At 49.5% G+C, this 13617-nt stretch carries 9 protein-coding genes; all 9 read right to left on the bottom strand.

Annotation, left to right across the window (positions count from 1 at the left end; all coding sequences use genetic code 11):
• Window positions 1-106 precede the first annotated feature (106 nt).
• Complete coding sequence (locus DFQ01_RS17985; protein ID WP_174812592.1) at window positions 107-796, bottom strand: class I SAM-dependent methyltransferase; 690 nt, start codon at window positions 794-796, stop codon at window positions 107-109.
• Window positions 797-1342: 546 nt separating this feature from the next.
• Window positions 1343-4108 (bottom strand): beta-galactosidase, encoded by a 2766-nt coding sequence (locus DFQ01_RS17980; RefSeq protein ID WP_110045284.1) that lies wholly within the window; start codon window positions 4106-4108, stop codon window positions 1343-1345.
• 126 nt (window positions 4109-4234) lie between these two features.
• Window positions 4235-5770 carry a glycoside hydrolase gene (locus DFQ01_RS17975; protein WP_245946770.1) on the bottom strand — a complete coding sequence of 512 codons (1536 nt, stop codon included), beginning with the start codon at window positions 5768-5770 and terminating at the stop codon, window positions 4235-4237.
• Between the two features lie 42 nt (window positions 5771-5812).
• Window positions 5813-6808, bottom strand: coding sequence for a carbohydrate ABC transporter permease (locus DFQ01_RS17970; protein ID WP_110045282.1), 996 nt, complete (start codon window positions 6806-6808; stop codon window positions 5813-5815).
• Window positions 6795-7727, bottom strand: coding sequence for a carbohydrate ABC transporter permease (locus tag DFQ01_RS17965; protein WP_110045281.1), 933 nt, complete (start codon window positions 7725-7727; stop codon window positions 6795-6797). The genes DFQ01_RS17970 and DFQ01_RS17965 overlap by 14 nt, the downstream gene beginning before the upstream one ends.
• Before the next feature lie 221 nt (window positions 7728-7948).
• On the bottom strand, window positions 7949-10576 hold the full coding sequence (locus DFQ01_RS17960; protein ID WP_110045280.1) for a DUF5696 domain-containing protein: 2628 nt from the start codon (window positions 10574-10576) through the stop codon (window positions 7949-7951).
• 7 nt (window positions 10577-10583) lie between these two features.
• Entirely contained in the window at window positions 10584-11207 is a 624-nt protein-coding gene (locus tag DFQ01_RS17955; protein WP_110045279.1) for a YIP1 family protein, read from the bottom strand.
• Between the two features lie 55 nt (window positions 11208-11262).
• On the bottom strand, window positions 11263-12717 hold the full coding sequence (locus tag DFQ01_RS17950; RefSeq protein WP_110045278.1) for an NHL repeat-containing protein: 1455 nt from the start codon (window positions 12715-12717) through the stop codon (window positions 11263-11265).
• A gap of 37 nt (window positions 12718-12754) precedes the next feature.
• Window positions 12755-13576, bottom strand: coding sequence for a carbohydrate ABC transporter permease (locus tag DFQ01_RS17945; RefSeq protein WP_245946769.1), 822 nt, complete (start codon window positions 13574-13576; stop codon window positions 12755-12757).
• Window positions 13577-13617 lie beyond the last annotated feature (41 nt).

The following is a 13617-nucleotide window of genomic DNA, read 5'->3' as shown; positions in this document are numbered from 1 at the left end:
GATGGGTATTAGGACATTGATCCGTTCAACCCCCATCATACGAGGCGCTCCTTTTTTTGTCCAAGCTCAATTCTTAGACTCTACAGGAATGTTTAGCGCCAAAACATTACAGGTGCCTCCACCAAATACCTGCGCACTCAGGGACGATTGACCAGCGTTTCTCTTCAATCCACTGGGCCAGTTCGGGACCAAAGAAGAATTCCGTCCTCTCCCTCGCCTCTGCTGCATTCGCGAATGTGTAGTCCGTTCTAATCCACCGATGCTCGAACCCATATTTGTTCTCAAGCTGCTCATAGTAAGGTTTCAAGAATTCAGGTGGATCAGGCGTTTCGGCCCCAGTCCCCATCGTTTCGAAGATGATGATGGTCCCATTGGGTTTGACCACACGAGTGAGTTCATCGAGCACTGACGCTAGATTTTGCTCCCAATCGGCATTGTCCGTGTTTGTTAGATAGCAGATGCTCCAGCCTGAAACGGCCAGATCAATTGATGCGTCCGCAATCGGAAGACTGCGATGATCCGCCACTACTGTGGTCCAATTCGGAGACAAATTGCCGCGAGACAGCTTCTGATCCAGCAGTTCCAACATTGCGTTGGAGATATCTGTACAAACGACTGACTTCGCTTCTGGAGCTATAATGCTTGTTAGTCTGCCCGATCCAGCTCCTAGATCCAGCACATCGAGTCCTTGGTAGGGTCTGATCTCCTTAATCACTTCTGTAAGATCAGGCTGGCGGCTGACCATTTCCTCGTATAGATTCGATGAGTCCTGATAGATTTCTTCATGGCTTGGCAAAGGACTACCTCCGAAAATCGTATTATCTTAATATGAATGACCAATCAACATATCTCACGTTCCTCATGTACACTCATTCTATTGGAACGGTGTGGAGCGAACAATAACCGGGTAATTGAGATTTTCGATGATTCAACCTGAAGTTGAGTCATCGTATAATTGTCGATTGACCTTTTTTTCATAATAAAGGACTCAACTAGATTTAGTATCCCTTATGCTGTTGCTTTCCCTTTTTCACAAAAAAGGACTGTCAGAAGAAAAATGCAGAACGTATACGTTTTTCAGACACCTATTGAACTACGCCAGTGCAGACCTGCAGTTATGACATGAAATTGAATCGAATCCCCTCAACTCAATGAATTTCAGGTGAAATGTATGCATGTTCTGCAGGGATTGCTAGTTACCACCGACCAACAGCGTTCAAAGCATGCATGTTCTGCATGCTTTGAACCGGAACCGGAGATTCCACTCGACAAAAAAAGCTAACCCCCAATTTTGCTTGAAGGTTAGCCCTTGAATAGTACTCGTAGTTCGTGGTGTTTTCTACTAAATTGATCCGAGTTGCACCCAGCTACGGCTCGTCTGCTCGTCGAACAGCAGCTTCACTTTCGCTGGCGATCTGCCTTCTTCATCGAATAGTACAAGCTCGTTCACGTCTTTGAGCCATGCAAGCGGAATCTTGTAGTCCTCTTGTGGACCGATCTGCCAGTAGCGGCCGAGGTTGATGCCGTTCAGCCAGACGGAGCCTTTGCTCATGCCCGTAAGACGCAGCTTCAGCTTAGCATGAACATGGGCAGGAAGCTCAGGCTTCTTGAACGCACAGCAATACCAAGTTGGCACCTTCTTATCAGCCCCGCTCAACTCTAATCCCGCTTCCGAAGGTACGCCATCTTCCAATCCCGCCATGCTCCACTCGCCGATTCCATTCGAAGAATGGTAGGACAGCAGCTCTAGGCGGTTAACCGGCGACTTCATGTATGGCATCTCAATTACATTCTCGCCCTGTTGGACGAATGCGGAGATATCAACCGTCTCATGCGAGAACCAGTTCTGATAGCCTTCCAACGGTACCTCCTTACCGTTCACGAGCAGCGGCTTGCTCACCGCACCAACGATAATGGCCCGGTCATGCCCATCAAGATGAAACGTACGCGTTAGTGTCACTTGTCCATCCAGCTTATTCACGCGATCGAGATGAACCGTTTCTTCGCCATGCGACCAGCCGCTGCGCAGATCCACCACATTGCCTTGCAGGTAGCCTGTGTCGAACAAGCCCTTCGGCTCGCCGAGGTAAGGCGAGAAGTTCAACCGGCCCATGTTCTGCACGAGAATCTGAAGGCTGTTGCTGCCTGCACGCAGCGAAATCTCGATCGAGGAAGACCCTACCTCGCGGATCAGTCCGACCTCTGTTCCATTCACGTAGACTCTCGCCGTATCTTGCAGCTTCGGCAGAATGAGCGTCGTCTTCTGGTCGGAATCGCTTTCGATCTGACTGGAGTAGACCAAATAGCCATATGGCTGCGAGAAGCTAGAGAAGTCTTGTGGGACCTCGCACGATACGCCCTGCACAGACGCCAAGTCTAACGTGCTGCTCACCCAATCTCCTAACGCAGGTGCTTTCTGATGCACTGCACCAGTACGGAGACCCGCTACCTCATCATCACTAACCACTGGGTTGAACCCGGCAGGCAATTCTCCATTCACCGCAGATTCACTCAAACAAGCAACCAGCTGCTCGCCTGCTTCGATATCTACATCAAAGCATCCGCCAACCCACTGGCCTTCCGCGATACGCCATGTCTGGTCCATGGCAGCCGTATTCATCACGACCAGCCGCAGCGTCTGATCACCAATCGTCACGCGAACATCCTGTGACTCATTGAAATGGTAGAAATCAAACGAGATCGTCTTGCCATCACCACTCCGCGTATACAAAAGTGGCTGATCATCCGAATGCACAATCTCTTCATCCGCATTCAATTCAACCAAAGATCGTTGTCCGTCCTTCGCGAACACGATTACCGTATGAATACCGTCAACCATCTCATTGCACGCGATTGCCGTGTTAGTCGTTAATCGCACTCCGCCCTGCACTTGGAATCCATCCAGCACCGGAACAATTTCTCCTGGGTTCACCATAACAGGCAGCGTCCTGCCGCTCTCAAGTGTCAGATAGACCGTGTCTCTCTCTTCCTTGTCGCTTCCAACGAACAGTATCCTTTGCTCCCCATTCTTTCTCCCGCGAACCGTAATGCCCTTCGGCGCAATAATTGCTGCTGTATCGAACGCTGCTGAGTCAAGCAATAAGGAACCTACCGCTTCCGCAAACAAAGAGAACCGTTTGGCAGCCATATACTTCGGCGTCGTTCTTCCATACTCGCTCAGTGGCGCATCATAATCATAGGACGTCACCATAAAGATGTCGCTGCTGCCGACTGTTCTGCCTCCATAGCCAGCGAAGTTCGTACCGCCGAAGAACATGTAATGGCTGATTCCCGTGAAGCCCGTCTGAATCGCTTCAAACATTCGCTTCTCATACAGCTGCGGCGTCTTCTGCGTCGCTGCTGGCGCTCCCCAATGCTCGAACCACCCGCTCCAGAACTCTGTAACGATCTTTGGTGTATCCGGCTGCTTCTTCACCAGGTTCTCGTAATGATGATCCGCGCCGCTCCAGAAGTTCGCGCCTTCTATCGCCCCGTCTACACCGCCGACACATGTGATTAGCGGCATATCAATTCCTCTGTTGAGCAGTCCATCTCTGAGATGACTCATGTAAGCAGCAGCGGATGCATCGTCCGTCAAGTAGCCATACTCATTCTCTACCTGTACGAGAATAACGGTTCCGCCTTGTGACAATTGCCGCCCACGAATGATCTCCGCGATACGATCGAAGTACAGATCAACGTACTTCAAGTACGTCTCGTTGTACTCCCGGAACTTCACGCCTTCTTTGTTGCCAAGCCACCAAGGGAAGCCCCCGAAGTCCCACTCCGCACAGATGAACGGACCAGGCCGCGCGATAACCCACAAACCAAGCTCGGCACACAAATCAAGGAATGCGCCGCAATCTGCATCGCCTTCAAAGTTCCATTCGCCTTCATTTGGCTCATGCACATTCCATGCAAAATACGTATCGATACAGTTCATGCCTGCAAGCTTTGCTTTTACAAGAACCTCCCGCCATTCTTCCTTCGGCATCCGGAAATAGTGAATGGCCGCACTGTTCAGAAACACTCTCTTGCCATTCATCATGAAACTCTTGTCGTCATACGAGAACGCCGCGCCAGTATTGGCTGCATAAGTGGTGTGCATTTCAGTCACCTTCCTTTTCTATGCTTCGCGAATGAATCGCGGTATTAAGAAAGCCTTTACCAATGAAATAGATTTCATGAAATGGGTTTCATAAGTTTCTGAAAACAAAGCTGTCGATAAACAGCTTTAGCTCCATTCCCCATTCCAAGTCACAACAGACCGCGCTGGGATTATGCCCTCAAGCGTGCCATTAGCCGATACCTTAACCTCATCCGACTGCGCCAAATCATGCTTTTCGCTCGTTACATAGGTATGCATCACCTTGACGCCGCCTTGCACATCCAAGCCTTGCAGCGAAACGCTAATGCGACGGTCCTCCCCACTATCATTGACGAACACTGCTGCGAGCGTCCGCTCTCCTTCGTGAAGATACGCCGAGCCCATTAGTCCGCTTGCGAGATCCTCATCCGTCTCATTAAGCGCAATACGAACCGCGCCTGGACGTACAAATTTGCTGTAGTTGCCCAGTGCCCACAGGATCTTCGAAGGCAAAATATTCTGCTCGTCACCTGGCTTCTTGAAGTCCGTATAGATGAGTCCGTCCTTATAATCCTCCTTGGACACCGCCGTCCACCACTGCCAAGCTGCCGCATTCGCTGCCGCCAAGTCAAAATGAATCGCTCGCGCTACTCGCAGCGCTGCATCCATTCCAAAGTCGCGGCCATGGCCGTCGTGACCCAGAATACAGTACTCCGACATCCAGTACACCGCATCTGGATCGTAACGCTCGATATTCGCTACTAGCAATTCTCTCAGCTTACCTAGACGGTCGTCGCCCGGTTTGTCATAGTCGGACCAATACGAGTGGGATGCAATCTTATGACCAATCGCTTCCTTCAGCTCGGGATCACCTAACATGCACTTGATATATTCGCGATATTTGCCCGTACCGAGCGCGTTCGCACCACTTGAGTACTGCTGCTCGCCAGAGAACTCCTCGAACAAATCATCGTCTAGCAGCGACGTAATCTCCACGCCATCGGCTGCACTAATCTTCGTCTTCAGATCTGATGCCTTCAGCTGGTTGTACACTTCAAGAAGAACGCGCTTCAAATCATCATTGTTGTAGCGGTTCCCTTCTTGTCCGGAATTGTTCCAATCCCAGGTCGGTTCATTGATTGGACTCACATACTGGAACTCAATTCCCTCATTGCGAAAATGCTTCAACACGTCGATCAAAAACGACGCAAACGCTGGTTCATAGCCCGGCTTCAGGTTGGTTGAGCCCACGCCAGGATCCGGCTGCGCGTGACCATTCTTCGTCATCCACACCGGCGGACTGTTGACGAAGGCGATCAGCGTGTTTACGCCTCTCTCCTTCGCCGCGCGGAGAAACCACTGCTGCCCAGCTTGCTTACTCCAGTCGTAATCGCTGTCCGCTGACATCCGGAACGCTTCGGCCCGACGCCACGGATTGCGAATAATTTCGCGATCCGTTTCTTCCGAACCCGCTCCAATGTTGAATCGCCAAGCGGACAATCCGATGCCGTTCTCCCGCGAGAACAAAAGATCAGCGACGCGGGTTTTATTTTCATCCGTCCAATGCTTACCAATCGGATCCATCGACCATGCGTCTGATGCTCCGAAGTTATCGATTGTTTGATAGTGTGTCGCCGCATCAATGAGCATGCTGCTCACCTGCGACTTTATTCCGACTGTCAATCTAGCCTCATCCGCCTTTCTGTTAGTGTAAGTTCACCTCTATTAGCCAACAATACCCGACTGTTCGAAGTTCTCTACAATACGCTTCTGCACCAAGAAGTAGATAAGCAGCAGTGGCAGGAGATAAATAATTGCTGCCGCTTGCTTCACGGCGTCGAAGGAGAAGGTTGTTGCCCCAGGCACTGCATACCACGTTTTGATTGCATACAAAATGTTCTGCACGTTTGCTTCCGAGAAGGTCGTCATCAATTTATTGCTCAAATATGGACCATCTGGGTGGAAGTAACCCGTATAATACGTATCCCCGTAATTCCATACGAAAGCGAGAATCGCTACCGTCATAATGGCAGGGACCGCATTGGGAAGTGCAACCCTGAAGTACGTTTTGTAGAAGCCGCAGCCATCAATGAAAGCCGCTTCCTCCAGCTCCTTCGGCAGTCCTTTGAAAAATTGGCGGAAGACGAAGATGAACATGCTCTGCTTCACACCAAACCCGAAGAACGCGATCAGGTAGAGCGTGTAAGGCTGGTTGATCAAATCGATCGTGCTGCCATGCATAGCCGAAATAATGCCGAATATATCGAAGTGCTTGAAGCTCAAGTATTGCGAAATGAGCAGCGATTGTGGTGGGACGACGAACGACAGAATGACAAGGAACGTCAACAGGTTCCGTCCCCAGAACTCCACCCTGCCGAGCGAATAGCCAGCAATCGCGCAGACAAAAATTTGGATAATCGCGATGATGACCGAATATCCGAGGGACTGCAGCATCGGCACGAAGTTGCCGAATACCAGTCGGATAGCAGCTTGGAAGCTGACCGTTGAATATTTGATAGGCACCCAGATGACGTCGGGATTACCCAGATCCTCGAGATTGTTGAACACAACCGGAAGCAGCTTAATCAAAGGATAAATGATGGCGAAGCCCAATCCGATGACCAACGAGTAGAATAAATAGCCGAATACGAATTTATGAAGCTTATCTTTGAGCACATAACCGTCAATTCGTTTTACGGTTTTCACTTCACTTGTCGCCATGATTTAACTTCACCACCTTACTCATAATAAATAGAAGCAGAACCAAATCGATCAATACGTTGAACAGATACACGACCGATAACGCGGAGCCTACGCCAATGTTGTTCTTATTGAACGCGAAGTAGTAGATTTCCGTCGAGATCGACGATTGCAGAAACATATCGACGAACGTGTAGATGAGCGCGAACAACGAGATGTTGGACAGCAGCGGAAGCGTAATTTTCCAGAACACTTCATAGCTGTTCGCACCCTCGATACGTGCGACCTCATAGAGTGATCGATTGATCGACTGCAAGCCGGCCAAGAAGATCAAGGTCTGAACCCCTGTCTGAGAGATCAGCATAAAAATGTTGCTCGCAAGATCGGAAATAAATAAAGTGACATTCAGCGGGAGAAACGTATAATTCAGCAAAAAATTAATCAGCCCGCTCGTATCAAACTGGCTGCTGACAGCTGCATCCGCCACGTCGCCGCCCGATGTGATCATGATCAGATCAACGACGACCTTCAATCCGAGTACGATCGGAAGGAAGAAGATGACCCGTGCCAGGCCGCGCCCCTTGAACTTCACGTTCACGAGAATCGCACAGAACAAGCTGAAGATGACGATGACCGGCGTATTCATGAAGATGTCGATGTTCTCGTCAGTGAACACGCGCGCGAACGTCTGGCTCTGGCTGGATACTTCCGCGCGGAACAGATTAGTGAAATTTTGCAAGCCGACATACTTGAGGGTCATGCCCCCGTTGTCTGCTACGCCGACCTCGTGAAACGAGTACTTAATCGTGTTCACGAGCGGCTTGATGAAGAACAGGATGAAGCCGATGAGCCACGGCAGCATGAAGATCAGGCCGTGGATTTTTCTCATATTTTGATGAGACACACGCAGCTTCTTGGTTTTAACCGCTGTACCCTCCACCTTCCGAACCTCCTTAAAGCAATTTTGCTAGCTTCTTCGATGTACTGCTTTGCAAGCAAAATTGCTTGCTTCGTAAGCATACGCTTAGCAATTTTGCTAGCTTCTTCGATGTACTGTCTTGCAAGCAAAATTGCTTGCTTCGTAAGCATACACTTAGCAATTTTGCTTTCTTCTAGGTGCTACTTCCTGCAAGCAAAATTGCTTGCTTCGTAAGCATTCGATTAATGTTTGGACTCGATGAAGTAGCCTAGCGCATCCAGTTGATGGCCTGCAGCCGTAACGGCGTACTTATTGTAGTTGACGATAACCGTCGATCCGGAAGCGTAGGTGGTCTCGAACACATTTTTCGCCAGCATCTGATGGCCTACGATCTCCTTTGAGCCAATCGCTTCGAGCCCCTTGCTGTAATCGGAATACAGAGACTTAATACCATCCTTAATGGCTGAATACTGAATGGAGAAATAATCGCTGTATTCTGAGTTTTTCAGCACGTCGACGTTCTCAGCGCTAATCGTAAACTTCGGTATGCTGCCCAGCTCCAGCGCTTGCAGCAGGTAGTAGCTGCTGCGATCGCCCGACATGTTCACATTCAGCGTCGTGTACTCCGTCAGTCCGTTCATAACGAGTTGACGGAACGGGATGGAGCTGTACATCGTGCCGTAATCACTGCTCTCTCTCGAGATGTTCTCTGCATACTGGCCGTAACGAATGGCATCCATATTCGGATTGTCCAGCGCAATCGTTTTGCTCTCTGACAGCTTCTTCAGATTATCTTCGACGATGGCATTGGACACGACCGGATCGATAATATCTCGCGGATTGTAGTTGCCGTAATAGGTGGAGCCCATGTCATTGACGGCAATATTCGGATAGTCATCCGAGTCCTTGATGAACTTGTTCACCGTATCGGTCAGGTACAATGGATTGAGCAAATACTGCTTCGTTCCACTCGAACTGAAGACCCCTTGTGCGAGATCGTACTTCTGGATGGCGAGCGGCTTGCCGTCATAGCCATGCAGCGCGTTCGACTTCAGCCAGAAGCCATCGCTCGTATCGGATACTCGCATCAGGTCGGCATTGAGGAACAGCTGGCTGGAGCTATTTTGCTTAAAATAGTCCATCAATGCATTCAACTGCTTGCGGCTGCCGTTCGCGCCTGTCAAGTCCGCCTTGTTCGAGATCGTGTTGTTCAAGCCTCCATTGAAGAAGCCCTTGTAGTTCACAACCTTGTTGACGTCCTGCAGGTCGTTCATGATCGACAGCAATTGATCGTATTTCGTCATCGAATAAGGCTTCGAATACGGAACACCAAGGAATCGTTTATCGAGCGTAACCGTTCCAATAACATCGAGGAACAGCTTCGGTGTCGTATCGAAGTTCGGCTTCAGGTCATACTTGTCGATCAAATACTGCTGGTAGCTCTTCGCCATGTCGTAATACGAGACGCTGCCACTAAACAGCTTATATCGAACGGCATAATCAACGTTGATCAGGCCAGTCGTAGCCAAGAACCGTGCATCGTTGTCGCTGTAAGGCCCGAACACCTTCACGCGCGAATACTGCATCGTATCGAGTGAACTGAACACCTTGTTGTACAGCGTACCGCCGGTCGAAGTGTCCTTCGTACCGAGCTGTACCTTAATCAAGCCAAGCTCCGCACCCGAGTCGATAATGCCCATGTAGCCTTGGGACTTGCCAGCCTGATCGGTATCATACATACCGAACACCGGCATCGTCAGATTCTCAGGGAATTCTGGAATGTCATACAGCTTGTCATAGTACGTGTTGTTATAAACTGGCCGCTCATACTCTGGGAATCTGCCATTAAACGTATTCAATTTGAACAAAGCACCCGAGCCGTCTGGCACGAGAATGTATCCATCGTCCACTTGCTCAGCCGATGTCAGCCCGAACGATGGCAGCACCGCAATATTTTGCAGCGTATAAAATTCGTTGCCGCCCGTGATTTCATAAGTGGGTACCTTGACGACGAGGTCGCCGTTGTCCAGCGTCGCTTCCATTGTAATGACGAATTTAGCAGGCTCCGTGATCGTTACTTGAATGCCGTACTGCTGGCTGTCCGCCATCAGCATCTCCGTCGTATAACCAACCGCCTTCGACAAATTGATCAAGTCCTTCACGAGCGATGTCGGTGGAAGGCCCGAGAACTTGTTGAAGTACAAGCCATTATCCTGATCGAGTTGATAGGTGATAGACAACGCATCATTATATCGCTGCGCGTCGACCATGCTGATTGTGCCATTCAGCAGCCCATCATTGATAGGATCAACGAACTCTTTCTTATAGTTCTCTTCTGAAATCTTCGTCGGCATATACTCGTTCAGCCGATACGATTCCGTCTCGAAGAAATCGAACACGATCTGAACGCCGTTCTCGATCTGATTCAGCGTATATCTGCCGTTCTGAATCGTATACTTGAACGCGTCCCACTCATTCATCGTGCCGTCTTTACCTAGAAACTTGATGACGAGCGGCGACTTCTCCATATCGCCGCCGTTCTCTCCAAGATACAGACTGTTCCACTCCGTGCCGGCAGCTGTATCCACGACTCGAAGGTTCAGGGTCGTCGTGTCGATGTAAAGCTGCTTCTGATTGCTGTCAGCCAGCAGAACTTCACCTGATTGGGGCTCGATCTTGCCAGCCACTGGCGACAAGCCATCCCTTGCGACGACAGGCGCCTCTTGCTTGTTGATGCTCCAATGCTTAAACACCGAAGGTGCATACCAGCCCGCCACGATGAGGACGACGACAATGGCTGCGATGGCGATCTCTCTATACCCGATATTTCTAATCCGGCGTAGTGCCGTTCCTTGTAAGCTATTTAGCATCTTGGCATCACCTTTTCATCCATTCAATGATTACGGTATACACGAATCCGATTACCTTGCTGACCAGCATGAAGTACAGCATAGCCAGGAAAACAATCATGATTGCGGAGATGAACGTAACGATTAGCGTGACGATGTTCGTTAATGGCGAATATTCGTGAATGACGCACAAACCGCAGAATAGTAAGAAATAGAACCATACCGTTCCGATCACGACGAATGAATGGAGCAGCGCCGCCTCTTCCTGAATGATCGTATTGCTTAGAATAATGCCGACAATGTCAAATAGGAGCTTCGGCACGAGTGCATACGTCATGACCATATAGATATCGCCCATTGTCCCGTTCCCATCGAACAGGGTAGTTACGCTCCAGTTGCTAAGAAGAAACAACAGGAACGGAGCCAAGGTCGTGACGAATATCATGATGCTGTTCATCGCAAACAGCGGATTGTAATTCAATATAAATCCGGTATATTGATAGCTTAAAATACCCGTAATGCCGCAGATCAGCATGATGAGCGTAGGAAGCGTATAGCTTCTTTTTCTTACATTCTTGACCGCATAGAACCCGTCGAATGGATGCAGCATTACATGGAACATATATTTGCCATCTTCAAGCATACTGGCCATATCGGAGTAACCCCATCCTTTCCATTAAAGTACGCAACTTCTTAAAGATATGAATCTATCCGTTTCTCTTGTTGTATCGGTACTCGGAATAGAATAAGGCGAAAGCGACAAGCACAAATGGTATGATCAGCCACATGAAGTTGTGCTGGATGAACAAGTTGCGGTATCCGTTATACGCCTTGGAATAGTAGCCCCGGCTGTTGCCTAACTCGAAGTAGTACATCGCATCTTCGTACATATCCTGCATCAGGTAGTTTCGGCCGACGCCTGTATAAGCGATGTCATAGTTCGAATTCAAATGAAGCGTCTTCTCATATTCCTCGCTGGCTGCTTCCCACTTGCCGTTGTAATATTGCTTCTCGGCATCCAGTGCAGCTTGACCGAACTCGGTAGGCTGGAACAAATATGCGACGCTGAACGTCTTATCCGTCACGATCAATCGGTCGCCAGCCCACGCAATTGCCGTCGGTTCCTTCAAGTCTCCCTTCAAGTTGCCGGAGCCTCCGAAAATATTCATTAAGTCTCCGTCGAAATTGTAGAGAAACACCCTTCCCATGGTCTTATCGAGCAAGGCGTATACGCCATAGTCCGATACCGCTACATCAACGAATTGGCTTTCTTGACTATTCCACCCAAATGTAAGGTCACCGATAACGCGGGCGAAGCCGTTCTGCAGCAGCACGTTCTCACCCTTGGAGTTGAAGCGGAAAACTTTATTTTTCGCGGAAGCGTCAAAGGTCGTGGCGTAGATAAGGCCTTCCGAATCAAACGTCAAGTTGTTGAATGACGGTGCGAATATTTTCTTCATCTTCTCCTTCTGTTGATTGGAAGCAATCGATTTCCAGAAGTAGTCCACCAGATTAACTCTCGGGTTATTCAAGCCAAAGTAGCGGGCAAACGTTCCATCGTGATTCAATTGAATGATGCCCTCGTAGCTGCCTTGGACAACGACACTGATCTGTCCGTCCTTGTCGACGACGATCTTGGAAGGCTTAAACTGTGTGACGCCTACCATATTCGCAGGCTTCTCAATCGTCCGACGGTAAGCATAGGTGCTTCCGTCGAGAACGACGATCCGCCCTGCCTCCGTATCTGCGATGAAGAGCTCGTTAGATGTCTCGCTGAGATACACACCTTCCGGCTTATTGAGCATTAGCTGTTGATTCGTCTCAGGGTTGACCATGATCTTCCCCGCGTCGTCTCGCACGAGCTTGATCGATATGAGCAGCTTCAGATTCATATCGAACACATCAATGCGGCTTTCCGTCGAATCGGCAAGGAAGATGCGGTTCGAGCTTACATAGACGTCATCAACACTGCCGAGCGGGATATCCCCCATACTGCTTCCATCGATGAGATTCACAAGCTCGAACGCCGGTAGACTTTTCTGCGCATTCCACCAGTAATCGTACGTATAATTGCGCTCGAATGTATTGGCAGCAAACGCGTTGGCGGATGGAAGCATCATGACAAGAATGAAGGCGAGAATAGCAGCCCATTTATATTTCATAGCTGTTGGGCCTTCCTTTCCGATTGTGAATTGATCTTTATTCTTTAATGCCAGACGTTGCCATCGTCGAAATGACATTGCTCTGCGAAATAACGAAGACGACAATCGGCACGATCAGCATAATGAGCGTAACGGCAGAGGCAACCCCGGTCCTCGCTACGCCCGCATTAACAATTTGCGATAATGCGTAGCTGATCGGCTTGAGTTTCTCGGTGTAAATAAAGCCGCCGCCTGTTGTCCCCCATAGGTTCTGGAAGGACAGAATAATCAGCGTGATCCATGCTGATTTCGAGAGTGGCATCATCACTTTCCAGAAGATCGTGAGCTCATTAGCGCCGTCCATCTTCGCCGCTTCGATCAACGCATCCGGAATTTGCACCATGAAGTTCTGCATGAGGAACAGACCCAAGGTTGAAGCTGCGGCTGGCAAAATAACAGCCCAATACGTATCAATGAGATGCAGCTTCGACATGATGACGTAGTTCGGCAGCGCGGTTACCGTACCGTTGAACATAAGCGAGTACACGATCATTTTGGACATCGTCTTCGAGCCCGGGAATACGTACTTCGCCAGCGGGAAGGCTGCCATCGAACCGATAATGACACTGCTCAGCGTACCCGCTGCCGTTAGAAACACGGTGTTGAATAGATAGCGCGACATCGGGATCCAAGAGTTGCCGATAATGATGAACAAGTCTTGGAAGTTCGTCAGCGTCGGGCTTTGCACGAACAGCTTCGGCGGGAAAATAAAGATTTCGTTCAATGGTTTGAACGCGTTATTAATGATGAAGACAAGCGGCCAGACGCTGAATAATCCGAATAGGCCTAGAAACAACGTCAGCGAAGCGTCTCCGAACATGCTCCTGTTTCGCCGCTTGAACTTCCTGGACATATACACTT

This window comes from Paenibacillus cellulosilyticus (assembly GCF_003182255.1).
Lineage (GTDB): Bacteria > Bacillota > Bacilli > Paenibacillales > Paenibacillaceae > Paenibacillus_T > Paenibacillus_T cellulosilyticus.
The sequence above is the reverse complement of the archived record's forward strand: the minus strand, read 5'-3'. Positions and strand labels throughout refer to the sequence as shown.

Excerpts from the sequence above, each read along its gene's own strand:
- DFQ01_RS17950 (WP_110045278.1), bottom strand. The coding sequence starts at position 12,717 with ATGAAATATAAATGGGCTGCTATTCTCGCCTTCATTCTTGTCATGATG.
- DFQ01_RS17980 (WP_110045284.1), bottom strand. The coding sequence starts at position 4,108 with ATGCACACCACTTATGCAGCCAATACTGGCGCGGCGTTCTCGTATGAC.
- DFQ01_RS17960 (WP_110045280.1), bottom strand. The coding sequence starts at position 10,576 with ATGCTAAATAGCTTACAAGGAACGGCACTACGCCGGATTAGAAATATC.
- DFQ01_RS17955 (WP_110045279.1), bottom strand. The coding sequence starts at position 11,207 with ATGGCCAGTATGCTTGAAGATGGCAAATATATGTTCCATGTAATGCTG.
- DFQ01_RS17945 (WP_245946769.1), bottom strand. The coding sequence starts at position 13,576 with ATGTTCGGAGACGCTTCGCTGACGTTGTTTCTAGGCCTATTCGGATTA.
- DFQ01_RS17970 (WP_110045282.1), bottom strand. The coding sequence starts at position 6,808 with ATGGCGACAAGTGAAGTGAAAACCGTAAAACGAATTGACGGTTATGTG.